This is a genomic window from Novosphingobium sp. KA1, from assembly GCF_017309955.1.
Classification (GTDB): domain Bacteria; phylum Pseudomonadota; class Alphaproteobacteria; order Sphingomonadales; family Sphingomonadaceae; genus Novosphingobium.
Genome location: NZ_CP021247.1, coordinates 3,105,214 through 3,130,348, shown reverse-complemented (window position 1 = coordinate 3,130,348; position 25,135 = coordinate 3,105,214). Strand labels below are relative to the sequence as shown.

General features: G+C 62.9%; 44 protein-coding genes. 28 read left to right on the top strand and 16 right to left on the bottom strand.

The genetic code is table 11. From position 1 onward, the window contains the following. Window positions 1-2 precede the first annotated feature (2 nt). From CA833_RS15055 to CA833_RS14980, 15 genes are all read right to left on the bottom strand, one after another. The gene (locus tag CA833_RS15055) at window positions 3-671 is read right to left on the bottom strand and encodes a hypothetical protein (RefSeq protein WP_207078507.1); all 669 of its coding nucleotides are present in this window, start codon (window positions 669-671) and stop codon (window positions 3-5) included. Further along, window positions 668-1,066: a recombination protein NinB gene (locus CA833_RS15050; RefSeq protein WP_207078506.1), complete on the bottom strand. Its 399-nt coding sequence runs from the start codon at window positions 1,064-1,066 to the stop codon at window positions 668-670. The genes CA833_RS15055 and CA833_RS15050 overlap by 4 nt, the downstream gene beginning before the upstream one ends. Further along, entirely contained in the window at window positions 1,063-1,581 is a 519-nt protein-coding gene (locus tag CA833_RS15045; RefSeq protein ID WP_207078505.1) for an HNH endonuclease, read from the bottom strand. The genes CA833_RS15050 and CA833_RS15045 overlap by 4 nt, the downstream gene beginning before the upstream one ends. Beyond that, window positions 1,574-1,960, bottom strand: coding sequence for a hypothetical protein (locus tag CA833_RS15040; protein WP_207078504.1), 387 nt, complete (start codon window positions 1,958-1,960; stop codon window positions 1,574-1,576). Before CA833_RS15040 ends, CA833_RS15045 begins: the two co-directional genes overlap by 8 nt. Before the next feature lie 11 nt (window positions 1,961-1,971). Continuing rightward, window positions 1,972-2,526: a single-stranded DNA-binding protein gene (gene ssb, locus CA833_RS15035; protein WP_207078503.1), complete on the bottom strand. Its 555-nt coding sequence runs from the start codon at window positions 2,524-2,526 to the stop codon at window positions 1,972-1,974. A 3-nt stretch (window positions 2,527-2,529) separates the two neighbouring features. Beyond that, window positions 2,530-3,531 carry a hypothetical protein gene (locus CA833_RS15030; RefSeq protein WP_207078502.1) on the bottom strand — a complete coding sequence of 334 codons (1,002 nt, stop codon included), beginning with the start codon at window positions 3,529-3,531 and terminating at the stop codon, window positions 2,530-2,532. Continuing rightward, window positions 3,531-4,712: a hypothetical protein gene (locus CA833_RS15025; RefSeq protein ID WP_207078501.1), complete on the bottom strand. Its 1,182-nt coding sequence runs from the start codon at window positions 4,710-4,712 to the stop codon at window positions 3,531-3,533. Before CA833_RS15025 ends, CA833_RS15030 begins: the two co-directional genes overlap by 1 nt. Window positions 4,713-4,723: 11 nt before the next feature. Then, window positions 4,724-5,464, bottom strand: coding sequence for an ERF family protein (locus tag CA833_RS15020; RefSeq protein ID WP_207078500.1), 741 nt, complete (start codon window positions 5,462-5,464; stop codon window positions 4,724-4,726). A 188-nt stretch (window positions 5,465-5,652) separates the two neighbouring features. Beyond that, window positions 5,653-5,898, bottom strand: a complete 246-nt coding sequence (locus CA833_RS15015; RefSeq protein ID WP_207078499.1) for a hypothetical protein — start codon at window positions 5,896-5,898, stop codon at window positions 5,653-5,655. Continuing rightward, window positions 5,895-6,095 carry a hypothetical protein gene (locus tag CA833_RS15010; RefSeq protein ID WP_207078498.1) on the bottom strand — a complete coding sequence of 67 codons (201 nt, stop codon included), beginning with the start codon at window positions 6,093-6,095 and terminating at the stop codon, window positions 5,895-5,897. Before CA833_RS15010 ends, CA833_RS15015 begins: the two co-directional genes overlap by 4 nt. Further along, complete coding sequence (locus tag CA833_RS15005) at window positions 6,092-6,436, bottom strand: hypothetical protein (RefSeq protein WP_242526125.1); 345 nt, start codon at window positions 6,434-6,436, stop codon at window positions 6,092-6,094. Before CA833_RS15005 ends, CA833_RS15010 begins: the two co-directional genes overlap by 4 nt. Continuing rightward, complete coding sequence (locus tag CA833_RS14995) at window positions 6,433-6,693, bottom strand: hypothetical protein (RefSeq protein ID WP_207078495.1); 261 nt, start codon at window positions 6,691-6,693, stop codon at window positions 6,433-6,435. Before CA833_RS14995 ends, CA833_RS15005 begins: the two co-directional genes overlap by 4 nt. Window positions 6,694-6,964: 271 nt before the next feature. Then, complete coding sequence (locus CA833_RS14990; RefSeq protein WP_207078494.1) at window positions 6,965-7,345, bottom strand: hypothetical protein; 381 nt, start codon at window positions 7,343-7,345, stop codon at window positions 6,965-6,967. Then, on the bottom strand, window positions 7,332-7,571 hold the full coding sequence (locus CA833_RS14985; RefSeq protein WP_207078493.1) for a hypothetical protein: 240 nt from the start codon (window positions 7,569-7,571) through the stop codon (window positions 7,332-7,334). The genes CA833_RS14990 and CA833_RS14985 overlap by 14 nt, the downstream gene beginning before the upstream one ends. 355 nt (window positions 7,572-7,926) lie before the next feature. Next, window positions 7,927-8,256 carry a helix-turn-helix domain-containing protein gene (locus CA833_RS14980; protein WP_207078492.1) on the bottom strand — a complete coding sequence of 110 codons (330 nt, stop codon included), beginning with the start codon at window positions 8,254-8,256 and terminating at the stop codon, window positions 7,927-7,929. A gap of 94 nt (window positions 8,257-8,350) precedes the next feature. Here CA833_RS14980 and CA833_RS14975 point away from each other — a divergent pair, with 94 nt between their 5' ends. The 20 genes from CA833_RS14975 (at window position 8,351) to terL (ending at window position 17,169) form a co-directional block, all read left to right on the top strand. Further along, window positions 8,351-8,575, top strand: a complete 225-nt coding sequence (locus CA833_RS14975; RefSeq protein WP_207078491.1) for a helix-turn-helix transcriptional regulator — start codon at window positions 8,351-8,353, stop codon at window positions 8,573-8,575. 620 nt (window positions 8,576-9,195) lie between these two features. Continuing rightward, entirely contained in the window at window positions 9,196-9,444 is a 249-nt protein-coding gene (locus CA833_RS14970; RefSeq protein WP_207078490.1) for a hypothetical protein, read from the top strand. Then, on the top strand, window positions 9,441-9,776 hold the full coding sequence (locus CA833_RS14965; protein WP_207078489.1) for a LexA family transcriptional regulator: 336 nt from the start codon (window positions 9,441-9,443) through the stop codon (window positions 9,774-9,776). The genes CA833_RS14970 and CA833_RS14965 overlap by 4 nt, the downstream gene beginning before the upstream one ends. A 3-nt stretch (window positions 9,777-9,779) precedes the next feature. Next, window positions 9,780-9,905, top strand: a complete 126-nt coding sequence (locus CA833_RS27175; protein WP_255535833.1) for a hypothetical protein — start codon at window positions 9,780-9,782, stop codon at window positions 9,903-9,905. After that, entirely contained in the window at window positions 9,905-10,366 is a 462-nt protein-coding gene (locus tag CA833_RS14960; RefSeq protein WP_207078488.1) for a hypothetical protein, read from the top strand. Before CA833_RS27175 ends, CA833_RS14960 begins: the two co-directional genes overlap by 1 nt. Beyond that, a complete protein-coding gene (locus CA833_RS14955) occupies window positions 10,366-10,656 on the top strand; it encodes a hypothetical protein (protein WP_207078487.1) in 291 nt (96 codons plus the stop codon). The genes CA833_RS14960 and CA833_RS14955 overlap by 1 nt, the downstream gene beginning before the upstream one ends. Next, a complete protein-coding gene (locus tag CA833_RS14950; protein ID WP_207078486.1) occupies window positions 10,653-10,874 on the top strand; it encodes a hypothetical protein in 222 nt (73 codons plus the stop codon). The genes CA833_RS14955 and CA833_RS14950 overlap by 4 nt, the downstream gene beginning before the upstream one ends. Next, window positions 10,871-11,221, top strand: a complete 351-nt coding sequence (locus CA833_RS14945; protein WP_207078485.1) for a DUF1064 domain-containing protein — start codon at window positions 10,871-10,873, stop codon at window positions 11,219-11,221. The genes CA833_RS14950 and CA833_RS14945 overlap by 4 nt, the downstream gene beginning before the upstream one ends. Before the next feature lie 193 nt (window positions 11,222-11,414). Then, window positions 11,415-12,089 (top strand): hypothetical protein, encoded by a 675-nt coding sequence (locus tag CA833_RS14940; protein ID WP_207078484.1) that lies wholly within the window; start codon window positions 11,415-11,417, stop codon window positions 12,087-12,089. Then, window positions 12,016-12,441 carry a hypothetical protein gene (locus CA833_RS14935; RefSeq protein WP_207078483.1) on the top strand — a complete coding sequence of 142 codons (426 nt, stop codon included), beginning with the start codon at window positions 12,016-12,018 and terminating at the stop codon, window positions 12,439-12,441. Before CA833_RS14940 ends, CA833_RS14935 begins: the two co-directional genes overlap by 74 nt. Next, on the top strand, window positions 12,434-12,679 hold the full coding sequence (locus CA833_RS14930; RefSeq protein ID WP_207078482.1) for a hypothetical protein: 246 nt from the start codon (window positions 12,434-12,436) through the stop codon (window positions 12,677-12,679). The genes CA833_RS14935 and CA833_RS14930 overlap by 8 nt, the downstream gene beginning before the upstream one ends. Beyond that, window positions 12,676-12,966 carry a hypothetical protein gene (locus CA833_RS14925; RefSeq protein ID WP_207078481.1) on the top strand — a complete coding sequence of 97 codons (291 nt, stop codon included), beginning with the start codon at window positions 12,676-12,678 and terminating at the stop codon, window positions 12,964-12,966. Before CA833_RS14930 ends, CA833_RS14925 begins: the two co-directional genes overlap by 4 nt. A 2-nt stretch (window positions 12,967-12,968) precedes the next feature. Then, window positions 12,969-13,541 (top strand): hypothetical protein, encoded by a 573-nt coding sequence (locus CA833_RS14920; RefSeq protein WP_207078480.1) that lies wholly within the window; start codon window positions 12,969-12,971, stop codon window positions 13,539-13,541. After that, window positions 13,528-13,728, top strand: coding sequence for a hypothetical protein (locus CA833_RS14915; protein WP_207078479.1), 201 nt, complete (start codon window positions 13,528-13,530; stop codon window positions 13,726-13,728). The genes CA833_RS14920 and CA833_RS14915 overlap by 14 nt, the downstream gene beginning before the upstream one ends. Next, window positions 13,725-14,351, top strand: a complete 627-nt coding sequence (locus CA833_RS14910) for a putative metallopeptidase (protein WP_207078478.1) — start codon at window positions 13,725-13,727, stop codon at window positions 14,349-14,351. Before CA833_RS14915 ends, CA833_RS14910 begins: the two co-directional genes overlap by 4 nt. A 23-nt stretch (window positions 14,352-14,374) precedes the next feature. After that, entirely contained in the window at window positions 14,375-14,833 is a 459-nt protein-coding gene (locus tag CA833_RS14905; RefSeq protein ID WP_207078477.1) for a DUF2280 domain-containing protein, read from the top strand. Beyond that, the gene (locus CA833_RS14900; protein ID WP_207078476.1) at window positions 14,830-15,039 is read left to right on the top strand and encodes a hypothetical protein; all 210 of its coding nucleotides are present in this window, start codon (window positions 14,830-14,832) and stop codon (window positions 15,037-15,039) included. Before CA833_RS14905 ends, CA833_RS14900 begins: the two co-directional genes overlap by 4 nt. Continuing rightward, a complete protein-coding gene (locus tag CA833_RS14895; protein WP_207078475.1) occupies window positions 15,039-15,269 on the top strand; it encodes a hypothetical protein in 231 nt (76 codons plus the stop codon). Before CA833_RS14900 ends, CA833_RS14895 begins: the two co-directional genes overlap by 1 nt. After that, entirely contained in the window at window positions 15,269-15,721 is a 453-nt protein-coding gene (locus CA833_RS14890) for an HNH endonuclease (protein WP_207078474.1), read from the top strand. The genes CA833_RS14895 and CA833_RS14890 overlap by 1 nt, the downstream gene beginning before the upstream one ends. Next, on the top strand, window positions 15,718-17,169 hold the full coding sequence (gene terL, locus CA833_RS14885) for a phage terminase large subunit (protein WP_207078473.1): 1,452 nt from the start codon (window positions 15,718-15,720) through the stop codon (window positions 17,167-17,169). The genes CA833_RS14890 and terL overlap by 4 nt, the downstream gene beginning before the upstream one ends. On the opposite strand, the gene CA833_RS14880 is transcribed toward terL, so the two are convergent. Next, window positions 17,166-17,858 (bottom strand): DUF4145 domain-containing protein, encoded by a 693-nt coding sequence (locus CA833_RS14880; RefSeq protein WP_207078472.1) that lies wholly within the window; start codon window positions 17,856-17,858, stop codon window positions 17,166-17,168. The genes terL and CA833_RS14880 overlap by 4 nt on opposite strands. 82 nt (window positions 17,859-17,940) lie before the next feature. Here CA833_RS14880 and CA833_RS14875 point away from each other — a divergent pair, with 82 nt between their 5' ends. The 8 genes from CA833_RS14875 (at window position 17,941) to CA833_RS14840 (ending at window position 25,080) form a co-directional block, all read left to right on the top strand. Beyond that, window positions 17,941-19,884 carry an anti-CBASS protein Acb1 family protein gene (locus CA833_RS14875; RefSeq protein WP_207078471.1) on the top strand — a complete coding sequence of 648 codons (1,944 nt, stop codon included), beginning with the start codon at window positions 17,941-17,943 and terminating at the stop codon, window positions 19,882-19,884. A gap of 8 nt (window positions 19,885-19,892) precedes the next feature. Continuing rightward, window positions 19,893-20,210, top strand: coding sequence for a DUF3307 domain-containing protein (locus tag CA833_RS14870; RefSeq protein ID WP_207078470.1), 318 nt, complete (start codon window positions 19,893-19,895; stop codon window positions 20,208-20,210). A gap of 1 nt (window position 20,211) precedes the next feature. Continuing rightward, the gene (locus CA833_RS14865; protein ID WP_207078469.1) at window positions 20,212-21,081 is read left to right on the top strand and encodes a hypothetical protein; all 870 of its coding nucleotides are present in this window, start codon (window positions 20,212-20,214) and stop codon (window positions 21,079-21,081) included. A 609-nt stretch (window positions 21,082-21,690) separates the two neighbouring features. Next, on the top strand, window positions 21,691-21,972 hold the full coding sequence (locus tag CA833_RS14860; protein WP_207078468.1) for a hypothetical protein: 282 nt from the start codon (window positions 21,691-21,693) through the stop codon (window positions 21,970-21,972). Window positions 21,973-22,075: 103 nt separating this feature from the next. Next, the gene (locus CA833_RS14855) at window positions 22,076-23,164 is read left to right on the top strand and encodes a DUF2213 domain-containing protein (protein WP_207078467.1); all 1,089 of its coding nucleotides are present in this window, start codon (window positions 22,076-22,078) and stop codon (window positions 23,162-23,164) included. A 12-nt stretch (window positions 23,165-23,176) separates the two neighbouring features. Next, window positions 23,177-23,626 carry a DUF2190 family protein gene (locus tag CA833_RS14850; RefSeq protein ID WP_207078466.1) on the top strand — a complete coding sequence of 150 codons (450 nt, stop codon included), beginning with the start codon at window positions 23,177-23,179 and terminating at the stop codon, window positions 23,624-23,626. Between the two features lie 11 nt (window positions 23,627-23,637). Further along, window positions 23,638-24,648, top strand: a complete 1,011-nt coding sequence (locus CA833_RS14845) for a major capsid family protein (protein WP_207078465.1) — start codon at window positions 23,638-23,640, stop codon at window positions 24,646-24,648. A gap of 3 nt (window positions 24,649-24,651) precedes the next feature. Further along, window positions 24,652-25,080, top strand: a complete 429-nt coding sequence (locus CA833_RS14840; protein ID WP_207078464.1) for a hypothetical protein — start codon at window positions 24,652-24,654, stop codon at window positions 25,078-25,080. Window positions 25,081-25,135: the final 55 nt, after the last annotated feature.

Sequence of the window (25,135 nt, the reverse complement as noted above, 5' to 3'; positions counted from 1 at the left end):
GGTCAGTAATCGCCGACCGAGGTTACGACGTCGTCCTCGTCGAGGATGATCTTCGTCCCGCAGGCCACATAGGCGCGCAGCTTCTGCTCAAGTCCGTGAGCACGGCCAATCCAGCCCTTGCTGACATCGCGATCTGCGGTGCGCGCTGACGAAATCACGCCGTCTCTGCCGACCAAAATGCTGTGCTTGCACTTGTACTTGTCGCGGCGCTCGTGATGAGCTTCCTCGTCAAGGTACAGCCAGGCCGAGCCGTATTCGTTGTGTTCAACGATTACGGTGATGACAGGACCGTACCCTTCGCCCTCATGATGCTCTCGCATCAGGTCGGCGATCTCGGATAGCTTCACTTCCTTCGGCGCTAACCCCAGCAGTTCATCCATGTCCGCTGCAAGTCGGCCGGCAACCAGCGTCGCCACCCGCGCCTCGATTTGAGTTTTCAGCATCTGAGTGACGATCGCGCCGTATGAGGGCAGGTCCAGATGATCGACGCGCAGGGCGTCTTCGACAGCCTTTTCGATGAGCTTGCCGGTGTCGCTGTAGCTGCGCAGAGCGCGGTCGACGCTCTCCACGATCAGCTTTTCGACGCGGCTGTTCACCTCCTTCTCGATGAAGTCGGGCGTCATCTTGGCAGTGACGGCTGCGCTGATGAGGTTGGTCAGGGTGTCGATCACGCAGCTTTCCTTTCGATGGGATCAGTGAACTCGATGCCGTGCTCGGCAGCGAAGCAGTGGATTGCCTCGATCAGATCCGAGAACTCGGCCTTGTTGAGGCGGCTCGACTTGAAGCCGAGAGGGATCACGCCGCGCCCATCGAGCGTGGGCTCGAAGGTGCAGGTGAACCCGGCGGCATTCATGAAGAGCGATTTCCAAACTTCAGTGCTGAGCACACGACCCTGCGGCTTGGCGCGGGCAATGTCGGACAGCATTGCCCACATCTTCGCGTTGGCCTGGCTGCTGCGCGCCTCTGCCTTGATCGTGACGGTTGCCCGGTCGGGAGCTAAGTCGATCAGGCGGTGGGCGCGAGCGCGGGCCACCGGGTGCGCCAGAATGATGGTTTGTCCGCTCACAGCGTCATCCCCTTTGCTGTTCTGCCGTGCTTGAAATTCGGGTTTTTGGCGCCGAAGCGATTGGGGTTCCGGCCCTTCGCCACCATGTCCTGCATGTTGTCAGCGTTGGTGCCGGCAAAGAGATGGTCGGCCCGGACGCACACCGGGTTGTCGCAGTGATGGCACGCCATCATGTCGCCTGGGTCACGGCCATCGAGTTGCATGGCGGCCCGGTGCGCGCGATAAGTCTTACCGGCGTACGAGAAGATGCCGTAACCATCGCGATCGATGGCGCCGGTCCATTCCCAGCAGCCATCGCCCTGCAAAAACCAGCGCAGAAAATCCTGCTCGAAAGGCAGTCGGGTCTCGACCTTGCGACGAGCATCGAATGCGCCGAAGCACTCGCGCGAGCAGAACCTCGCCTTTTGCCAGTAGGCACGGGTGTTTCGCTTATCGCGATAGAATGGGTTGCCGCAGTTCTCGCACCGCTTCGAACACGACATGTCCTTGAATGCCATCGACACAGGCTTAGCCATTGCGGTGCTCCCTGATTTGCTGGCGGCGCGGCGATGCATTGCAGAGGCTCTCGATCAGCTGCTCTACGGACTGGCCGGATGCCGCCTGGTAGGCGCGCCAGAACGACTGCTCGCCGATCTGGTGCTGCTGCTGGTGGTGACCGATGAAGTCGAGGTCGCGGCCGCAAAGCGGCACCGCGCGCCAATCGTCCGGCTTCTGCGACATGCCTGCCCCGCTGCCGATGCGAACGTGCGCCGCTTCCACGGGTGCGCGCTGGCAACCCGGCCAAGCACAATGGAACGACCGGACGAACGACAGGTGAGCCTGCGACTTCCAGCGACCAGAGCGGCGCTCCTTCTTGGGCGCGGGATCTTTGAACTTGCGGGGTGGGAGTGCCATCGCGCGCCTCCTCAGAACTCGATGTCGTCGTCGAGGTCATTGCCCCAAGCGCCACCACCACGATCATCGGCCCATCCGCTACGGCCATTGTAGACGTTCTTGTCACCCGTGCTTCCGTCAGCCCAACGGCCGGTGCTGCGTTCTCCGCCGCGTCCGTCTCCGTCACGCTGGCCGTTGCCGCGATGCTGCTGGCGACCGCCCTGCCCGTCTCCATCCGGCTTGCTATCCAGCATGGTCAGGGTGCCGCCAAACGAGGTCAGCACGATCTCGGTCGAATACCTGTCGCTGCCATCCTGCGATTGCCATTTACGGGTGCGCTGCTCGCCGCTGATGGCGATGCGGCTGCCCTTGCGAAGGAAGCGCTCGGCCACGCCGATCAGGCCGTCGTTCTGGATGACGACAGATACCCATTCGGTACGTTCACGGCGTTCGCCCGATTCCCGGTCTTTCCACTGAGAACCGACGGCCATCCGCATGGTGCAGATGCGGCCTCCTGACTGGAAGCTCTTGACTTCCGGGTCAGCACCGAGGCGTCCGGTGAAGGTGCAGATGTTGATGTCGGACATGGATTAAACGACCTTCTCTTCGCGAATTTTGAAGCCAGGAATGCCGCGAACGCGGGTCGCCTCGACGCGGGCGTCACGGGTCGCCCACCGCTGGATCAGCCCATGGAATTCGGCCATGAACTCAGGGTTCTGCTTGTAGTGGCCGTAGGCGAGCGCGTAGCTATTCGGGGCATCGATCAGCTCGGCGTGGTAGATGGTGCGCAACGTCATCGCGCGCTGACCTTCGCCAGCTTCGACGCGGACCTTTTCCTTCGAGACCACCTCGGCCTCGCGCAGCAGGGCCTTGGCACCTGCAAGTGCGTCCTCCGCGCGGTCCATGACAGCCAGGTCGGTGGTTTCCTTCGCCTCGGTGCGAAGAGCCATAGCCTCTTGCGCGGCCGCGAATGCGGCATCTGCGGCGGCCTTCTCTCGCTGCTTCCGCTCATCGTCGAGCTTCTGGAGCCACGCAGCCGAGAGCCTGCCGGTTGCCGCAATGGCCTTGGTGAGCGAACCCGCAGGGATCGTCTTCATGCCAGCCTTGGCGGTGTAGCCGTTCTGCCACTTGGCGATCTCGTTGACCGCATCGTTCAGGGGGCGCTTTTCATCGTCGGCCTGCTTGTTGACCAGACCAGCGACTTCCTGAAGCGAGCGGTGCAGTGTGCCGACCTTGGCCGCCTGCCCTTCGTTCTCGATCGCGACACCGTCAGCCCAGTTCGCAGCCTCGGTCAGCAGATCGTCGGCGTGAGCTTCAATGGCCGCGCGGCCCTCAAGCTTCGGCGCCGGGGTTTCTTCGGGAGGGTTGTTCCCACCGATAACGGCGCGAGGGTTCGCGTCGTCGTTGCCTGCCAGCGCCTTCGCTTCGGCCTCGGCGGAAAGCTTATCGACATGCGCCTGCAGGGCGTCGATCTCCGCGATGCGGCCAGGCTCGGTGCGGATCAGCTTGTTCACCGCGTTTTTCGCATACGAGAGCGGCATATCGGCGATCAACTTTTCGCCGCTGCTCGACTTGTAGATGGTGGTGGTCATCAGGCGGCTTCCTTCTGGAACAGGGCCTTGAAGCGTTCGCCGTAGTGGCCGAAAGCTGCGCTCAGGACGGTGGCGAGCGGGAGTTCGTTGGCCTCCGGATCAAGGCCAGCCTCAGCCATGCCGTGGCGGGTTCCCTCTTCGCAGGCGCCGGTGATAAGGCGGAATTCCTCGATCATGACGGTGCCGCGAGCCTTGATCTCATCGACGAGTTCGCCCTCGTCGAAGTCGTGCTCCATCACCTTGAAGCGGAGATCGCGCATCGCCTGCTCGACGGTCGAACCGTGGGCGAAATGCTCGCCCTGGTGCGCGACGTAGCAGGCCTTGAGGTCGGCCAGTTCGCCACCGCCGAAGTATGCGGCGCTGTAGAGCGCGACCTCGCCGACCATCCGCTCGGAGCGGACCAGCATGGTGAAGCCGTCAACGCGCTTCAGACGGATACGCTGGCCGCGATACGTCTGGTATTCGTCGGTCAGGCTGCCCAGGTCGACGTTGCCGCCGTTCGAGAACGTGGTGCCCTCGGGAAGCGTGGTCAGGCTGCCCAGGTCGACGTTGCCGCCGTTCGAGAACGTGGTGCCCTCGGGAAGCGTGGTCAGGCTGCTCAGGTCGACGTTGCCGCCGTTCGAGAACGTGGTGCCCTCGGGAAGCGTGGTCAGGCTGCCCAGGTAGACGTTGCCGCCGTTCGAGAACGTGGTGCCCTCGGGAAGCGTGGTCAGGCTGCCCAGGTAGACGTTGCCGCCGTTCGAGAACGTGGTGCCCTCGGGAAGCGTGGTCAGGCTGCTCAGGTCGACGTTGCCGCCGTTCGAGAACGTGGTGCCCTCGGGAAGCGTGGTCAGGCTGCCCAGGTCGACGTAGCCGCCGTTCGAGAACGTGGTGCCCTCGGGAAGCGTGGTCAGGCTGCCCAGGTCGACGTAGCCGCCGTTCGAGAACGTGGTGCCCTCGGGAAGCGTGGTCAGGCTGCTCAGGTCGACGTAGCCGCCGTTCGAGAACGTGGTGCCCTCGGGAAGCGTGGTCAGGCTGCTCAGGTCGACGTAGCCGCCGTTCGAGAACGTGGTGCCCTCGGGAAGCGTGGTCAGGCTGCTCAGGTAGACGTTATGAAAGCTCTTCACCTCCACACCGGTTTCGGTGACTTCGTAGACGTAGCCCTTGCGATCCAGCAGGGTGCAGAATTCGTCGCGGTTCATCGCAAGTCCTCTCAGTAAGGAATTTGGTCGTCGGTGAGGTCGCCGGACTGAGCGCCGGAGCGGTTGCTCTGCTGCTTCGCGGCGTTGGCCATCCGCTGTTCGAGGTCGTCGACCGCCTCACGGAACTTGGCTTCGGGGAGCTGGTGAAGCAGCGCGCCGCTTGGGGCGCCGAACGCGCGCAGCCACTCGACCTCAGTCAGCTTGAGCGCATCGAGCATGATCTTGAGCTTGGAGAGCTGCGCGGTGTTTACCGGCCGCACCTCCTGCTGCTGGCGAGGTGCCAGATCGTGCGTCGTCGCGTCCGCGTCGTTGTCGCCCTCGGTCGGGATCATGAAGACCTGCAGCGCAGCGTACTTCATGGCCGCCGACTGAGCCTTGTTGCTGCTCTTGTCGGCGCTATCCATGGCCTCGCCGACCATGCGGACGGTGTCCTTGGAGCCGTCCAGCGCCGAGACCAGTTTGAAGTCGACAGTCAGGATCGTGTAGTTGAGGACGCCGCCCTTCGCGGACTGGCGCTCTTCCCGCTTCTGATCGACAACGAAGGGCAGCATCAGCAGCCGGTTGGACGCCAGCACGCCGCAGAGCGCGTTGTACACGTCATCGATGCCGCGGAAGTTGTAGCCCTGCTGGGTGTTGCGACGATCCTTGCCGATGCCCTCCTTGGCCATCTGCTCCATGACGTTGGAAATCGCCATGTAGACAGCGGGGACATCAGCGCCGGTCGTAGCTTCAATGGGGGTCACAGCGTTCATTGCTGGAATCCTTGCCCGAGGCAGCGACGATGCCTGGGGACTGTTGCCGCTTCCGGTGGGGGCACCGTCGGCGCAGCGGTTGGGAGGTCAGAAGCCGAGCAAGGCCCAAGCAGCGCCAAGCACGAAACCAGCGGCGAGCATGGAGGCGATGCGGCACAGATCGCCGAGGGTCAGGGTGGAGCTGGAAGTCACTTTTCGTGATCCTCCAGCTCCGGGCGACCCGACGGGCGGGGAAACAGGATGAGGGCCAGCCCACCGAACGTGACCATGGAAAGCGCCAAGCCACCAAGGATGGTGACGGCAGTTCCAAAGGCGTCCGACATTGCGAACTCGCGCGCGGCGGGATGGTGATCGATGTAGCCAGCGGACCAGCTATCGAAGCCAAAGAGCGCGGCGGCGCCGAGAACCAGGGCGATGGAGGCAACGCGGATCATGCCGCGATGCTCCGCACCTGCTCACCCGCGGTATCGGCAAGAACCAATTCAGCCTTGGCGAGCATGAAGTTGATGTAGGCCGTGCGGGTCGGGTTGGTTTCTGGCTCACGCATGGCGCCGACAAGGCATTCCAGCGTGGCGCGCACCTTGGCGTTACGTTCGATCTCGGGATCGATGCGGACGGGCATCTTGATCATGCCGCCACCTGCGCGGTGCCGATCGAGGCAAGCGTGGTACGAACACGCTCGATGCGCTCGAAGATGAAGCCCTTGGCGTCGACCGTGTAAGCATCGGTCAGCGCCTCAATGCGGGTGCCGAAAATCGGACCGTCGCTGGTAGGCGAGCCGTTGCGCAGGTTCCGCGAGATGACGCGAAAGCCGAAGCACTCACCGGCCTCAAGATAGCCACGGCGGCGCGCAGAGCGTTCGAACTCCGCATCGTCCGACGCCATGATGGAAAGCGCATTGTCGGAAAATCCCAGCGGGTTTGCGCTGGTCAGCTCCGGTGCTGCGGGAATACGGGTGAAGACGTTCATCATGCCGCCTCGCCAACGAAATCGTTGATGCTCTCAGCCTTGTCGCCACGGCAAAGGCCGTCGTCACCGAGCAGCCAGACAGTGAACTGCGTCTGCTTCGGATCGGCATGCTTGGGGTGCACGAAGAGCCCGTTGTGCAGGTTCTTGTAAGTGCTGACGCGGTGCCGGCCAGTGATCTGGCAGCGACCATGGTAGCGACCAATCTGACCGCCGCGCATCGCGACAAGGCCGTTTGGCGTAATTTCCGAGATGGTGGACACGGATTGACCTCCAACTAGCTCCCGGCGGGTCCGTCTCGGTGGAGGCGGTTGCTGGGCTTGTTGGAATTCTTAAATCACAATTTGTGATGTTCGGTCAAGCGCTGATTTTCACAGTTTGTGATTTTTCTTTTCGAGCACGCGAATCAGTCGCCCCAGCATGACAGGCGCCAGCAATGTAGGAAAACGGCAAGCGTCGTCCGCGCAGGCAACAAAAAAGCCCCGGTGGTCGCCGGGGCTGGGATGCGATTAGTGAATGTCGGACAGCGCCGATCTAGGGCTTACTGGAAGGCTTCGAATTTTCAACCAGCACATCAAGCTTGACGTCAATAGCATCCATCTTCCGCTCCACAGCGGTTAGGCGATCAGACACCTTTTCGAACTTCTCGTTGAAGTAGATGTAGAGGCCGCCGATCATCAGCGCGAGTGCGACCACAGCAGCCACGCCACGGTTAAGGAGCGCCCGCACATCACTGTGCAGCTGTCCCAACTGGCGATCTACGCTCTCTCTCCAGTCGTCACTCATACCGCCAGATATGCCATCCCCGCCGCCACCTTTCAATAGTTGGCGCGCAGCATCCAATTCCACTTGGCTCTTCTCGTATTGGATTTGCAGATGTCTCAACGAAAGCACAGAATCATCAGAGGTACTCATCCGCCGCTTTCCCCATGTTCTGCGCATAGACTTCCCAAATCTCGTTGGTTAGCGCGTCTATTTTTTCAATCTGATCCAGTACTGCGTATTTATCGCCAGCAGCCAAATGAGCCAATGCGGTATTGATTGATTTCAGCGCCAGCGCAGTTTTGATAGATACTTTTGCGACATCAAGACGCATCTCAATTAAATGCGGCGCGTTGGCGGGGTTTTCGTCGTCATCCATGATTTTCTATCTTTCAAGTATAATCAGGTAACCCGCCGCCGTGGACGAACAGTTGGGCGACTATCATCGGTGAGTGCTTAGCCCTCGGTGCCGGTGCGGGTGGTCTCACTCAAAACCCAGTTCATCCATAAGCCCAATCCACGATTGCCAACGGCATCCACACTGATCAGGATGGTCGCACTGTTTCGGCGGGAGTGGTTCAGCCGCCTTGATGGGGACGCACTTGCCGTCCATTTCGGATGAAAACGAGCAATGGCCGGCAGCCATGTGACCGAACCGGAACTTCATTGTTTCGATCCCGGCCTGCTTGGCTCGCTTGATTGCATCACGCGAAGATTTCCGCGCCGCAGGTACGTCAACCATCAGTACCAGTGCGGACGATCGCTTGCGCAAGGTTCACCAGTTGGCGGCGCTCGGTCTCGCTCGCGTTTATCCAGATTTCCACGATGTCGGTCGGAAGATCGAATGGATTATGCTCCAGGATGAAGCCGGGCTGCGTCCTTAGCGCCGGGGCTAGGCGGCGCAGCCACTTCGCAGAAAGCCCGCGTTCACCAGCCTCAAGGTAGCCAATCATATTCTGATTGGTGCCAACGGCGGCGGCCAGCTCAGCCTGCGTCATTTTGCGGAACTCCCGCCATGCCTGCAGGTAGTTCGGTCCACCATTTTTGTCAGCGTCTTCGGTCATCCTGTGATTATCGCAGAATGTGAAGTCAGACGCGCCGCACAGATTGTGATCTTTTGCTCTTGCATTAGAAATCACAATCTGTGATGTTTGCCGCATGGACAAACCATCGCCCCGAGAGCTGCGTGAAGCTACTGGCATCAGTCAGTCCTACGCCAGCATGATCGCAAGCGGCGTGCGGCCACCGTCGCGCCCACTCGCCATCCACATCTTCCGCCGCACTGGATGGAAGCCCGAGATCATTTCCGATCTGACGGATGAGCAGATCGCAATGCTCGAACAGGTCGAGCCGTGGACGCCCCGGCAGGACGCTGCAGCATGAGCTGGTTCTACCGTCATATCGCGCCCTCGTTCTGCGAGCCGATCACTTGGGGTGATCTCGTGGTGCTCGTGATCGTCATCAAGGCGATAGAGGCATTCGCATGAGCGCGCCTACTGCAACGACGCTGACTCAGCTCGCAAACGGCGGGCGATTTCGCATAAGCCCCGACCAATTTCATCGGCTTGATCCGCAGTCAGTGCGAAGTTCACTGCAAGCGGATTGCCGCCATCTGTCTCCGGCTCCGCGCCTATCCGAAGAAGGCACGACCGAAGCACAGCAGCCATCTGCCAGCCTTGAACCTGATGCGCTCGGATGTTGCCATCCTCGCTCGGTCCCCACGACTGCGCGTCGCCAGGCCGTTGTGATCTTTCCGTCATCCGCTTTCCTTTCAACCGCAGGATTCACGCTGGCGAGCGGAGAGTCCAGCCACTCCACCGGAGAAGCTGCATGAGCGCGTGGCCAATTTCCGTCATCGACGCGATCTCGCGTGAAGAGCGTGGCACTCGTGTTGTCAGCGTTCCACGCACTTCGCGCCCGCTCTGCGCAGTCTGTCATCAAGAGCACTGCAGCCACTCCGACCTCGAATATGCCGGGATCGTCCCGGTTCGGGAGCGGGTCGCATGAGCGCGCCCGTTAACCCGCGCTACGCTGCCTTCGTGTCGTCGTTCGGCCGCGATCCATCGCTTTCCGGAGTGCAGGCATGGCAGCGCGAGCAAGGCAATGTTCCGTTCATGACATGGATCGGGAAATGCCGCCGCACCGCGTCGGCGCCTGCAGTTGTCAATGGCAACGTTGCGGATCACGACGCCTTCACGGCCCATTGCTGGCAGGTCGCTCGCGATGACGCGATGGCGAGGTTCGCCGCATGATCGGCCTCACCACACAACAGAGCCGCCTGCTCTCCTACCTTAAGAGCTATCTTGCGAGCACGGGCGGAGTAGCCCCCAGCGTCCGTGAGATTGTGCAGGCCCTCGGGCTCGGGTCCAAGAGCGCCGCCCACCGCCTTCTGACCAAGTTGGAAGAGCGCGGTCATTTGCGCCGCATCCCGTACCGAGCGCGCGCGATCGAGGTCGTAGACATTGGCTCCCTGCACGGCGTGGCCACTACCGATCTCGTCGCCGAACTGGCGCGCCGGGGCATCGCCGTCCTCCAGTCCGATCAGGAAGTCTCGCAGGCTCTCCTCGTTGACGGGCGGCCATAACCCATGGTCCGCGCTGTCCTGATCCGCTGCGTCTGGCGCACCGCCGCTCTGGCCCACTGGCGCCACCACTGCGTGCGCTTCTCGGCACCGGCTAACGATTTCCATCATTTCCAACATGGGAGCGTGTAATGACGCACCGCAGCAATCATGTCCGTCCCGTCCGCGTCAACGACAAGTCGGATGTGTCCAAAGCAATTTCAGCCGGATGGGCCCGCATTCTGCGGTCTGTCGGCAAGGGGACCTTCGCCGATTCCATCGACATCGGCACGAAGACCATCGACCGCGCCCTGACTGGCGAAAGCGTTCCGGAGCTTCACACCGCGCTGAACAGCTTGTCGGTAGACATCACTGCGCTGGACGAGGTCTTCGCCCTCTACGGCCTGCGCGTGAAGCCGATGCGCAGCGAGCCCGCCAACGACCTCGCAACGATCTCGCGCCTGTCGAACCTCGCAGGCCAGTTCGCCGAGGCTCTGGCTGACGGACACCGCGACCACCGCGAAACCTGCCAGCTCGCCGACACCATCCGCCCGCTCATGGCCGCGCTGACGGCCATCTGCCTCGAAGCGGACCAGATCAAAGGCGCGGCTTGATGCTGAAACCCAGCGAGAAAACCCCCGTAGAGCGGGCTGCCGACATGCTCGAGCAAGGCCTGGGGTTCCAGACCATCAGCCTTTGTCTTGGCGTGAGCGAGACGCACGGTCGCCGACTGGTGGCCCTGGCAAAACGCGAGATCAAGTCCCGGCAGAAGAGCCGCTCCGCTTACTATCAGCGCTACCACTTGCCCCATCAGCTTGAAGCAGCGCGCGCAAAGGTCGCAGTGCTGGAGCGAAAGGCGATTCGCCTTGGCATGTCCGAGTTGGTCGAAGGGCGCCCCACATGAACGCGGGTTCGCTCGATCGCATCCGCGCCGGCATGGTTGCCGCCCCCGCCAGCCTCGACCGCTGCGAGCTTGCGGTGACCGGCGCGGAAAAGCGCCTCCGCCGTGCACGGGAGAAAGCCGACGCCGCGGAGGCTGAACTGGACGCCGCCGTTCAGTGGCTGGAGCGGATGAAGGCTGAGCGGCAGGACTTCATCGACCGGCAGGGGATGCTGCTGTGAAGCCCCGCAACAAGTTCGGCGCCCGCAAGACGCCCTGCCAACTCGGCCACAAGCACGCCAGCGCCAAGGAAGCGCGGCGCTGCAACGACCTCCACTTGCTCCAGCGCGCCGGGCAGATTGTCGGCTTGGAAGTCGAGCCTACCTTCACCTTCGCCATTGAAGGCAAACCGGTGGTCCACCTGAACGGCCGCCGCGCCGTCTACACCCCCGATTTCTCATACATCGAGAACGGCCAGAAGGTCTGTGAAGACGTGAAGGGCGGATCCGCGACCAACACGGAAGCCTCCACCCTGCGCCTCGCCTTCGCGCGCGCCATGTGGCCCTCGATCGACTGGAGGACCGTTTGAGCGTCCCCGCCCCCTTCGAGGTTGTGCCGGTTGCCGGTGGCTTCTCGTGGCGCCTGATCGCTGCCTGTGGCCGCCCTCTGGTCTACCCTCAGGAAACCTACCCCAGTGACTTCGCTGCTGCTGACGCGGCCAAGGCAGCCCGTGCTGACCTGCACGCGCGCGCCCAGCTGATCGACGGGGAGGCTGCACACCCGTGAACCTTGAGACGATGCGCCTTCTGGTCGCGAAGGGCCTTTCTGCCGAGGACATCCTTGAGATTGCCGAGACGATGTCGAGCGCCCCGGAAAAGCGTTCGTCCGGTGCTGAGCGGCAGGCCCGTTATCGCGCCCGCAAAGCTCAGGCGAATGACGCCTGTGACGTAACGAGTGACGTAACGCGTGACGGTGACAGTGACGCAACGGAAGTGACGGAACCCTCTCTTTCCCTCCTCCCCAATGAAAATAATTCTAACCCCTCCACCCATACTCACCCGGATAGGGATACCCCGCCCGCACGTGAGGACGGCGAGCCTGCTGAGCCTGCCACTGGCAAGGCTCCGAAAGGCAAGCCTGTCGTCCCCGACTGGATCCCTGCCAAGCCCTGGAACGGATACCTCGAGATGCGGAGGCGCATCGGGAAGCCTCCGACCGACCGCGCCATCGAACTGATGATCGGCAAGCTCGAGCGCTGGCGCGCCGAGGGCCACGACCCAGGCGCCATCCTCGACGACGCAACCGAACGCAACTGGACTGGCCTCTACCCGCCAAAGGAACCCCGCAATGGAACATACCGAGCCCAAGACCTTCCGAGCGGCAATGGACGCGGCTCTGACCGCCGCACAGCCTTCGACCGAGCAATCGACGAAGGATTCGCGCGCCTCGGAGGGTGAGCGCAAGCGGCACTTCCTGACGATCATGAAGCGCTGGGGCTCGGTCTTCAAGCGCGCCGACAGCGCCGACATCGAGAAGGAAATGTGGCTGATTGCCGAGTACTTCAAAGCGCTCGGCCACCTGTCTCCGGCCGGACTGGAGGCGCTGACCGAGCAACTGCTGCGCAAGTGCACGTTCTTCCCCTCGATCCGCGAGTGCCTCGAGATCGTGAACGTGCCGCAGCTTTCCGGCCAATGGGGCAACCCGTTCATCAACCGCCCGGCCGCCCTCTACCACGATCAGCGCGCAGCGCTCGCCGCACCGCGCCCGGTCGGGATGATCGGCGATTACCGGAGTGGCGCCGATGTATAACTTCCCCGGCTACTCCGACCCGCAGGCTTGGTGCGACTGGCGGAACGCCGAACTTGCCGCCCAGACCAACTATCGCGGCCAGTTCTGGAAGGTTGGGCAAGGCGGCGTCCCGTTCCTCACCGAGGACGAAGGCTGGTCGCATCGGCAGCGCGAGAAGGAAGCCGCCGCTCGTGAGGAGGAACGCAAGCGCTTCAACTGGCGCCAGCAGCACCCCGTCACCGAGGAGCGCGCGGCATGATCCGGGTCACCTTTCACGCGATCAGCCGCGCCATGGAGCGGATCCCCGGCTGCCTCACTGAGGACCAAGCCCGTGCGCTGCTCTCCACGAGGGCAATCGCTGCTGCCGCCAAGTTCGGCGCGAAGTACGTCCGCCTCGGCACCGGGCACCGTGTCGTGATCGAGGTAGGCAGCGTCATCACGGTTCTGCCTGCTGACACCCAGGTTTGGAAGATGGGCCAGACCGGCGACCGCATCCGCCAGCACGCCCGAGGCTGGGCAATCTTCGAACAGCAGGGGGTACACTGAGCATGAACGCGATCGCCACGATCATTCCGACGGGCGCCCCGGCCACCTCTCAGGACGAGTGGATCGCGCGCGGGCGCACCCTCGCCGACCAGCGCCGCGAAGTGGACTGGCAGCTCGCTGACTGGATGGTTGAAGGCCGTGATGCCGGATACCTGAGCCAGTCTGGTTTCGAGTTCCTGAGCGAGAACCTCGGCCTGGCCCCGAAGCGCCTGAAGGACGCGCTCAAGGCCGCGACCACCTTCCCGCCCGCGCTTCGCGACCGCACCCTATCGGTGGACCACTACGCCGCGGTCGCCTCGCTGCCGCAGGATGAGGCCCTGCCCCTGCTCAAGCGCGCAAGCACCGACCACCTGCCGGTCAACGCCCTTCGCGAGCACGTGACCCAGCGCCGGTACGAGACCGGCCAGAACTTCGCGGACGAGGACACGGACAGCACCCTCTGCACGCTGATCGTCCGCGCCTGGAACCGCGCCACCCCTGAGGCCCGCGAAGGCGCATTCGAGCACTTCAAACTCGCCGCCACTCAGGGGTTCGCAATCGTAGATGAAGACGAGGCCACCGATGTCGAAGAGTAAGCTCCTGCCCACCTCCGCACCGAAGCCCATCCCCCCCGAGTTCATGGAGAAGTTCAAGAAGCACGGATGGCGCCGGGTCGAACAGATCTGGGGCAAGTCCACTGTGCTCGCCTGGCGCAAGGCGCTGGGTGCCAAGCACATGGCAGCCGAGCGACGGCGGTACCTGAAGGAGGAGGCAAGCCGATGAGCCGTCCCTACCCGCCCCACGACCTCGCCACCCTCTCTGATCTGGAGATGCTGGACCGGTTCGTCCCCGCGCCGGACCTGCTGGAGTGGATCCGCGCCACGTTCCTGGAAGAGGCGAGCCCGCTCTTCAACATCGAGCACGCCCACCTCCGCGATGCCGCCCTCGGCGTGCTCTGGACCAACTGCGACAACAGCAAGCAGATGCGCGCCGTGATCGGCCAGGCCGAGCTGATGCCACCGATGGCGATGGGCAAGTGGCAGCGCGCCCGTGCGATCCAGCAAATCGAAGAGTGGTTCGATGGGATGCCCGACTTCCTGCTGACGTTCAGCGCGCCGGCTGCTGCCGGGATGGACGATCCCTCGTTCTGCGCCCTGGTAGAACACGAACTCTACCACTGCGCCCAGAAGCTCGACGAGTTCGGGATGCCCAAGTTCAAGCAGGACGGGACGCCATCGTTCGCTCTCAGAGGCCACGACGTCGAAGAGTTCGTTGGTGTCGTCGCTCGGTACGGCGCGGAGGCCGCTGGCGTCTCCGCCATGGTCGATGCGGCGAAGGCTGGCCCAACAATCGGACGTGCATCGATCGCCGGCATCTGTGGCACCTGCTCATTGAAGGTTGCTTGAAAATGGCCGCCCGAAACAAACAGATGACCGACGAAGTGAAGGCCTACGTAATTCAGGCGCTGGCGTCGTTCGACACGCCGTCCCAGGTAGCTACCGCGCTCAAGGACGAATTCGGCATCGAGCTGACCCCGCAGGCGATCCAGACCTACGACCCTACCAAGCACGCCGGACGCAACCTGTCCCAGAAATGGCGGGTGATGTTCGATGCGGCTCGCAAGGCGTTCACCGAGGACTCTTCGCACATCCCGATCGCGCATCGGTCCACCCGGTTGCGGGCGCTTCAGCGCATGGCCACCGCCGCCGAGCGTAAGGGCAACTTCCCCCTGGCCGCCCAGCTCCACAAGCAGGCCGCCGAAGAGATGGGCAACGCCTACACCAACAAGCGCGAGATCACCGGCAAGGACGGCAAGGACCTGCCCGCTGCGGCGCCGGCCGTCGCGATCTTCGCTCTCCCCGATAATGGAAGGGACAACCCAGCATGAACGAGATTGTCCTCACGCAAGAAGAGTTCTGCCGCCGCTTCAAGGCCCACATGCTTGATCGCGCTGGCCCGGTATTCGACGATGGCGAAAGCATCGCTGATTACGCGGACGAGACGGCCCCCTTGTATTTCGAGTGCGATTGGCAGCGCGCCGACGGTCCTGAGGCCTGCGCTGATGCCGACATGAGCTATTGGGGCGAAGACTGATGCAGATCGTCCCACACGAAGGCCCCAGGATCGAAACGGGCGTCGTCCAGATCGGTGACGACTGGCCGGGAGTCTTCATCCGCGGCGATAACGCGTTCGCCTATGCCATGGCACTTCAGTCCGTTCTCGACGGGCGGAAGGATGTCTTTGCCGAGGCGTCGGTGCGTGGCCTGCTGAACTTGCTCCAATCAAGCGATGCTCGCTCCCTCTCTCGCAGCGGGGGTGAGTGATGGCCGACCTGCTCGCGTTCGCCGCGCCGGAAGATGAAGAATGGCGCGGCACCAAGCGACAGCGGGATGCCCTGCGCGCCAAGTTCGACGGTAAGTGTGCCTATTGCGGTTGTGACCTGGGCAAGACGATGCATGCGGACCACATAGAGCCGGTGATCCGGATCACAACCGACGCTTGGGGCAAGCCACTACCCGCCGATGAGAAGCGGATGATCAAGCCGGAGCGCAACCGGGTGGGCAACATGATGCCCGCCTGCGCGCCCTGCAACATCCACAAGGGCGGGTACCCGTTGGAGGCATGGCGCGCCTACATCCAGCGCTCGGCCGAGATCGTGCGCAAGCAGACTTCAACCTTTCGGACTGGCGAGCGGTTCGGGATCATTACCGTTAGCGCTGAGCCGGTGATATTCTACTTCGAGCGTGTTGCAGCGAGGTTGACCGCCGCCGCATGAGCCCCGCAGTCGGAATCCTCTCAGAGCCTAACGATCATCCGGTAGCGGGCATCGGCCACAACGGCGGGCCGCAAATCACCGCCGAGACGATCAAGCCACAACCCGGCCCGCAGACCGCGTTCCTTTCTAGCGCGGCCGACATCGCCATTTACGGCGGCGGCGCCGGCGGCGGCAAGACGTGGGGCCTACTCATGGAGCCGCTGCGGCACATCGCCAATCCCGGCTTTGGCGCGGTGTTCTTCCGCCGCTCCACCGTCCAGATCCGCAACGAAGGCGGCCTGTGGGACGAAAGCGCCGTCCTTTACCCGCAAGTCGGCGGCGATCCGAAGGAACACACGCTTTCCTGGTCGTTCCCCACCGGCGCCAGCGTCAGCTTCGCCCACCTCGAACACGACAAGACCCGCTTCAACTGGCAGGGCTCGCAGATCCCGCTGATCTGCTTCGACGAGCTGACGCACTTCACCGCGGTCCAGTTCTGGTACATGGTCAGCCGCAACCGCTCGATGTGCGGCGTCCGGCCCTACATCCGCGCCACGTGCAATCCTGACGCGGATAGCTGGGTTGCCGACCTCATCGCATGGTGGATCGACCGGGACACCGGCCTTCCTATCCCCGAGCGCGCAGGCAAGCTGCGGTGGTTCGTCCGTGTAGGCGAAGACCTGAAGTGGGCAGACAGTCCCGAAGACCTCGCCTGCTACACCATGATCAACGACGCGGGCGAGCAGGTCCCGATCCCCGCGAAGTCGCTAACGTTCATTCCGGCCAAGCTGACCGACAACAAGGCGCTGATGGCCGCCGATCCGGGTTACATGGCGTCACTGCTGGCGCTGCCGCTGGTCGAGCGCGAGCGCTTGCTGGGCGGCAACTGGAAAATCCGGCCCGCCGCCGGCCTTTACTTCCAGCGCGCCTGGTGCCGGGTTGTCGATGCGATCCCGGCCGGGACCGTCTTCGCTCGCGGCTATGACCTCGCTGCCACGCCGCGCACAGCCGAGAACCCCGACCCGGACGCGACGGCGTCGACCAAGATCGGCCGCACGCCCGATGGCCGGTTCATCGTGGTCGACAGCGGAGCCGACTGCCTCAGCCCGAACGGCGTCGAGAACCTGATCATCAACACAGCTTCGCAGGACGGCAAGGCGTGCCTGATCTACCTGCCGCAGGACCCCGGCCAAGCCGGCAAGGCCCAGGTGCAGAACCTCAAGCTCAAGCTGGCGGGATACAACGTGCGATCGTCACCGGAATCGGGCGACAAGGTCACGCGCTTCGGGCCGTTCTCGGCACAGGCGGAAGCGGGCAATGTCGATGTGCTGCGCGGCCCTTGGAACGAGGCATGGTTCTCGGCCAACGAGAACTTCCCCAGCGCCAAGCACGATGACACACCAGACAGCACCTCTCGGGCGTTCGGGGCCATCGCGCTTGGCGCGCGCTACAACATCAGGAACGCCTAAGGCTTTTGCTTATCCCTTGCAGCAATCCCAGCGAGTTTTCCGGCAGGCAGGGACTGATAGATGGCATCAATTTCCTTTGGCTCGGTGATGGCCTTTTGCACAATGAAATTAATCAACATGAAAAGCGAGTGAACAGTTATAGAATCATCTTTCAAATCAAGTTCGCCAGGATGAACTGCTTCGTTTCCAATAACCCGGACTGAATCCAACGCTTGCTGCAAAGCGCCTGTAATAACACCTTTTTCTACAAGCTCGCCAATTGCCCCGTTAATATCCTTCTTTTCGGAACCGAGAATTGGGCAGAGCTTTTGGACAACCAAACGCAACAACGCTGCCGCCCCGCGTGGGGATTGCATATGAATTTTCCGAGCTTCTTCGAAATCTGCCATAAGATCTTGGGGCAGATCCGACGAAGGTGCAGGGGCAGTAATATCAGCCGGCAAAGCCAGCTTCCCGTTAGCAAAAACTGTTTCCTGGCTACACGCAGAGCATGCAGCTAAATGCATCATCGGCTCGCTGACAGGACGAAATTTCTGCCCCCACATCACGACGCCTTGGACGATCCCCCAAGTATGTAGCGCATATGTTCCGCAATGCGCACAAATGTGCGACGTATCTGAAGGATACGGAATACCCTCACCTACATTGAGAGTAGCAAAGGCCTCCGCCGCATTCATGTGGTGCTTCATTAACGCCCTCGAATCGCACAGCAATCTCAAGCCGCTTTAATAGCGGTAACCTTGAGCAATTTCAGAACATATTTCGGTCAATATGTCAGGTGGCCGCATCCGATCCATTCGCTTCAAGGACGGATTCACCGTCGATAGCCTGACCAACGCGGTCTCGGGCTTTGGCACTCATGCCGACCCGCGCACCTACAACCGCTACCTGCCGCGCAACCTCGATCAGTTCCACATCGCCGCTGCCTACGACGGCTCCGGCATGATGGCGAAGGTCATCGACATTCCCGCGCTCGACATGGTGCGGGAGTGGCGAAACTGGCAGGCTGACGCGAAACAGATCAAGGCGCTTGAGGCCGAGGAACGCCGGCTTGGTCTGCGCGAGAAGGTCCGCATGGCGGAGACCTATCGCGGACTTGGCGGCGGCGCCCTCGTCATCATCACCGCCGGCGACCACGCCTCCGAGCTGAAGCCGGAGCAGATCGCCAAGGGCGGTATCGTCGCGATCAACGTCGTGACCCGCTGGCAGATCACCGGCGTCGACTACATCGACGAGATCGCCGACCCGAATTACGGCAAGCCCACATACTGGCGCATGGGCAACAGCCAGGCGAACATTCACCCTTCCCGGGTGATCTGCTTCCGTGGCGACCCTGTGCCGCCGATCCTGCCGGTATCGGCGGATGAACGCTTCTGGGGCCGGGCCCGCGTTCAGCGCGTGCTCGATGCGGTCCAGAACGTCGACACCGCCCAGGGCTCGTTCGCTTCGCTGATCACCAAGGTTCGGAACGTCATCATTGGCATTCCGGGCCTGATGGATCTCGTCTCGGATGCTGACGGCGAGGCAGCGCTGCGCCGCCGGCTGTCGGCCATGATCCTCGGCGAGAGCATGTACAATGCCATGCTCCGCGACGCGGGCGATGGCACGCCGGGCGCGGGCGAGACGATCGATCACCGCCAGGTGAACTGGGCGGGCATTCCCGATGTCATGATGGCCTTCGCCACGTTCCTGTCGGCGGTCTCGGATATTCCGGCTACGCGCCTCATGGGAAAGTCGCCCGACGGCCAGAACGCCACAGGAGACAGCGACACCGCGAACTGGAACCGCATGGTGAAGGCCAAGCAGACGCTTGAGCTTCAGCCCTGCATGGACCAGCTCGACCCGCTGCTGATGGCTTCCGCTGGCGTGATGGCAACTGATGATGCCGAAGTCTGGGCAGACTGGGCACCACTCGACACGCCCAGCGAGAAGGAAGAGGCCGACACCTTCAATGTCACCATGGACGCCGTGGCAAAATTGCAGGCCACCGGGGCAATCCCGGATGAGGCATTTGCCAAAGGCTTGCAGAACCTCATGACCGAACGCGGGTGGATACCAGGCCTCGAAGGCGCCCTCGCCGAGATCCCCGAAAACGAGAGGTTCGGGTTGAACCCGGACGACGACGGGACTGACCCGTCTGCCATTCAGGCCGAAGGAGGTGATCCTAATCTAGCCGGCGGCGGGAGTTCCGCGCCCGCCCGCCGTGCCGCCGTCAACGATGCGGCAGCTTTCTTCGTCGATGCCGCACCTCGCCCGCTCTACGTCCAGCGCAAGCTGCTCAACGGCGCTGCGCTGATTGCCTGGGCAAAGGCGAACGGCTTCAAGTCCACGCTGGCCGCCGACGACCTCCACGTGACGGTGCTGTACTCGAAGACCGCCGTCGATCCCATGAAAATGGGCGAAAGCTGGTCGGGCGACGAGAACGGCAACATCCGCGTCAAGCCGGGCGGTCCGCGCGCGATCGAGCGCTTTGGCGAAAACGCCGTGGTGCTGCTATTTGCCTCGTGGGAACTGGAGAGTCGGCACCGGTCCATGGTCGATGCGGGCGGCAGCCACGATTTCGACGAGTACCACCCACACGTCACGATCTCGTTTGACGTTCCGGACGCCTTCGACCTGGCCGCGCTCAAGCCTTACGCGGGCGCGCTGGAGTTCGGGCCGGAGCTTTTCGAGCCCCTGAACCTCGACTGGAAGCGGAAGGTCACCGAAGAATGACGCCGGTCATGATACTCATCGCTCTGCTGGCCGCCCACGCGCTGGCCGACTACCCGCTTCAGGGCGACTTCCTATCGAAGGCGAAGAACCGGACTGCGCCTATCCCCGGTGTCCCATGGCAGCAGGCCCTTGGTGCGCACGTCGTCATCCATGGCGCGGCTGTCGCGCTGATTACCGGCCTGTGGTGGCTGTTCTTCGCCGAAGCGGCCATTCACTGGCTCACCGACGATGCCAAGTGCCGTGGCAAGATCGATTTCAACGCTGATCAATCGATCCACATCGTCTGCAAGATCGTCTGGTGGTGCCTCGCCGTAACGCTGGCCTGACATGCCCCGCTACGACCTCGCAGCGATGACACGTCGGGCCAAGCCGGGCATGCGCAAGCGCTCCATCGTCCTGCGCGACATCGATCCTCCGGGAACGCTTGCGACGAACCTGTTCCGGGCTGTGTATAACCCTGTGGTTCAAGCGTGGGCATCCAGCGCAGAACACATCATCGCCGCCTATTCCGCCACCGTCTCCGAGATGACGACGGACGCCCCCGCCGACGTGCGAGCAGAGATCGACGGCGCTGCCGAGCAGATCAACCGGCTTGTGCTGCTGCTGACGCCTGATCTCAGGAGGTGGGCGCTTTCGGTTGAGGGCTACGTGCGCGGGCGCTGGCGCGGTGCGGTACTCAGCGCGACCGGCGTCGACCTATCTACCGTCATCGGGCCGGAAGATGCCCGGCAGACCCTCGCCAACTATGTCGAGTGGAATGCGAACCTTGTCGCCGATGTCAGCGCTCAGGCGAAGCAGCGGATCGGCAATGCGGTGTTCTCGGGCCTTAGCCAGCGCAAGCCCGCGCGTGAGGTGGCGAAAGAGATCCGCGAGGCCGTCAGCATGTCGCGCGCCCGGTCGGTCAGGATCGCCAGCCACCAGCTTTCTAGCCTGTCGGGGGAATCGGCCCGTGAACGCCGCCGTGAGGCCGGGCTGGAGGTTTTTGCCTGGCATCATTCAAGGAAACTTCACCCGAGGCACGATCACGTCATCAGGGACGGAAATCTCTATTCCGAGAACCCGGCTGTCGTCGGCAAGAAGGTGGATGGCGTCACGGTTCGCGCTGCTCCGGCTGCCGACGACCGGGCGGGCGTAAAACCCGGATGCGGCTGCCGCGAACGCGGAATTCTCGTGTTCGAATTCGATGGCGAGGACTAGCCACGACTCGGCGGAAATGGTAAGAATTTCGGGCTGAAACGGGAGGTCTAGGCCCGCTCCAGCCCTGAGCAAAACGGTCATTGGAGGACCATCATGCCTGCACGCGGAATATCGCGAGTTGCGCCCATCGGAAAGCGATTTGGGCGCGTCACCGTAATTTCACTTTCTCGCCCCGCCCCAAGCAATGGGTCTCAGCTCGTTGACTGCCGGTGTGACTGTGGTGATGAACGCCCCTACTACATATCGAATTTGCGGGCCCAATCAGAACCGATGTGTCCGCCTTGCCGCGAGAAATCACGGCCAGCCAAGGGCGCATCCGGTAAGCACCCGCTATTCAACATCTGGAAAGCGATGATCCAGCGATGCGAGAATCCTAAGCATACCTGGTACAGCCGGTATGGCGGACGGGGTATACGCATCTGTGAGCGCTGGCGTGCCGACTTCGAAGCATTCGCAGCAGATGTCGGAGAGCGGCCATCACCCACCCACACCTTGGACCGAAAGAACGGCGACGGCGACTATGAGCCGGGCAATGTTCGGTGGGCCACCCCTACGGTCCAGCAGCGCAATCGATCCGACACGCTACGAGTGGAGTGGCAAGGTCGAACCATGTCTGGCAAAGAGGCGGCCGATATTGCAGGGCTGGAAATCGCTACGTTCTATCACCGCCTAAAGGCGGGTTGGGATATCGAGCGCATAATGACAACCCCATCGACTATGTCGGCGAACAAGGGGCATGCGAAACAGCGGCGCGGCATCACATTTGAAGGAGAGCACCGTTCTATCGTGGAATGGGCGAAATTGCGCGGGCTAACGCCTGCCGCTATTCAAGCCCGGTTGAATAGGGGCTGGGGCATTGAGCGGGCATTGACGACCCCTCTGCGCACCTAGCCAACGGCGGTAAAACCATGCCTCGCGCGCGAATACCGTGCGGGGCATGCAATTTCGGGACAGCCTCACCCTTGACGCCCCCCGCCGCATCGAAGGCGGCGCCATGGCCGTTCGCGCACGCGCGGCCCGCACCGGCGTCTATCAGTACGGCGGCTCCGAGGTAGATCCCGACAACAAGCACGGCCTGCGCGATACGGCGCTGGTCAATGTGCTCCGCGACGACGGCACCGTCTTTGACGAGAAGTCCGTCCGCAGCTTCATCGGCAAGCCGGTCACCGACGACCATCCCGCCGATCCCGTCACCACGGCCAACTGGCGCGACCACGCGCGCGGCACGATCATGGGCGCGATGCGCGACGGCGATTACCTCGCCTTCGACCTGCTGCTGACCGATGCCGAGGCCATCGCCAAGGTGGAAGCCGGCAAGCGCGAGCTGAGCAACGGCTACAGGAGCGACCTCGAATTCGGCGACTTCACCGCCGCCGATGGCACCAAGTGTCAGGCCCGGCAGAAATCCATCACCGGCAACCATGTAGCGCTCGTCGATCGCGGCCGCGCAGGTTCCGAGTGCGCCATCAAGGACGGGTTCGCCGTCTGCGACGCCCTTCCCTCCAACCTTCTCGATTCACTCACTCAGGAGAGCCCTGTGCCGAAGATCGTTCTCATCGACGGGCTTTCCGTCGACGTGTCGAACGCGGACATCGCCGCGACGACCATCACCACCCTCATGACTGCCCGTGACGCCGCCAATAACAAGGTCGCAGGCCTCGAAACCCAGGTCGCCACCCTCACCGCCGAAAGCCAGACCAAGGACGCGAAGATCACCACGCTTGAGCAGCAGGTGAAGGACGCCAAGCCGACCCCGGCCCAGCTGCGCGACGCGGGCAAGGCGCTGATCATCGTTGCCGACAAGGCCAAGACCCTCGGAATCACCGTCACCGACGAGATGGACGAGGCCGCCATCATGAAGGCCACCGTCGCCAAGCAGATGGGCGACGCGGCCAAGGATTGGACCGCCGACCAGATCGCCGCCTCCTTTGCCGTGCTGACCAAGGACGCCAAGCCGCAGGGCAACGGCGTGCAGCCCCTCGGCGCACCGAAGGTGATCAGCGACAACGCTGCCGCCACCCAGACTGCACGGGCCGCCTGGCTCGCCGACAAGCAGACCGCCTATCGCGGTCAGGCCGCCTAAGGAGCGACGCCCATGTCCGCACTTCAGAGCACCTTCAACGAGGACATTCCCTACGGCTATCCGGGTATGGAAGCCGATGGTGAGCTGTCCAACATCGTCTCGCGCATTCTTGAAGGTTCGACCGCCTGCCCCTTCGGCCGGTTCGTCTTCAAGGGTACCGCCGACCGTGGCGCAAGCCTGACCCCATCGGCCAACGTGATTGGCGTCGCCATCGCCCACAAGGGCAACGTGGTGACTTCGAGCCGCGCAGCCGACACCTACGCTCCCGGCGATGTCTTCCCGGTCAAGGAGCGTGGGAAGATCTGGGTCGCCTCGACCACCGCCGCCGCCAAGGACGACCAGGTCTACGTGACCGCCGCCGGCGCCATCACCAATGTCGCCACGAGCAACACGGCCGCCACTGGCTGGAAGTTCGACGACACCATCACCGCCGCGGGCAATGTCCGCGTCGTGCGTCGCTAACGGGGGACCCCATGACCAAGCCCATCTTCTTCGACAGCGTCGCTTCTGCGGTCGCTCACCTTGCTGCTCAGGACACCTCGGTCGCGGCCTTCATCGATGCCATCCGCGGCATCGACCTGAACGACGCTCAGCAGGTCAATGCCTTCTTGGTCCCGCAACTGCTCCGCGTCGAGCAGGGCGTGTACATGATCAAGTACCCGGCAGCCGACTATGCCGAGTTCATGCCGGTCGATACCCAGGGTACGATCTGGTCGGCGGGCTCGCTTTACTACTCGGGCGACATCGCCGGTAAGCCGGAATGGTTCGACGTGGCTGCGGACGACATGCCCTATGCCGACGCAAGCCGTACCCAGTTCCTGCAGGAGAACTGGATGGCCGCCATCGGCTACAAGTGGAACCGGCTCGATCTCGAGCGCGGCCAGCAGCTGGGCATTAACATCCTTGCCGACAAGGCAGACGCTGCCAGCAAGTCGGCCGAGCGCTTCATCCACAAGACCGCCCTTCGCGGTGACGGGGTGAAGTTCGCGACCGGCTTTGTGAACAACCCTCTGGCGACCACCGTCACCGGCGCCGCGGCCATCACTGCCGCCTCCGACGCCGACGACGATCTCGCGATCATCGAAGACGCCATCAGCTCGGTCGAGCAGAACACGGGCGAGACCTATCAGGCCGACACCATCGCCCTGCCCTCGACCACGTTCAACATCCTGCGCAAGAAGCGCCTGGCCGGCACGACCATGAGCGCGCTGCAGTACCTGCGGGAAAGCACCGACCGTGGCCCTCTGACCATCAAGAAGACGCGGCACCTCGAAACGGCGGGCGCCGGCGGTACCAAGCGCATCGCGGCCTACGCCAATACGCCGGAAGTCCACCGCTTCCACCTGCCCGGCGGTGGCCACCAGCTGTTCAACAGCCAGCCCTACCAGAAGGGGCCCTTCTCGTGGGAAGTCCCCGGCCTCATGGCCATCGGCGGCTACGAGAACCGCATCCCGAAGGCCATCACCTTCGTTGACGGAGTCTGATCGATGAAGACCTACACCAACCATGCGCCTGGCGCGCGCGGCATCCGCACCAAGGACGGCGTTGTCTTCCTCGACCCGGGCCAGAGCGTCGACCTCGATCCCAAATCGATCGTCGGTGAACTGCCGGACCTGGGCAAGAAGCCCGACGCCGAAAGCGGCGACACTTCGGAAATCGACGATCTGAAGTCGTGGGTAGCCGACCTCACCAAGCAGGTCGAAACCCTGACGTCCGAGCGTGATGGCCTCGCGAAGGACAAGGCCGACCTCACCAAGCAGGTCGAAACCCTGACGTCCGAGCGTGATGGCCTCGCGAAGGACAAGGCCGACCTCACCAAGCAGGTCGAAACCCTGACGTCCGAGCGTGATGGCCTCGCGAAGGACAAGGCCGACCTCACCAAGCAGGTCGAAACCCTGACGAAGCCCACCAAGTAAATCGCCGCGTCAGCGACACACAGGGGCCGCCTCGCATCGTCGCGGCGGCCCTTTT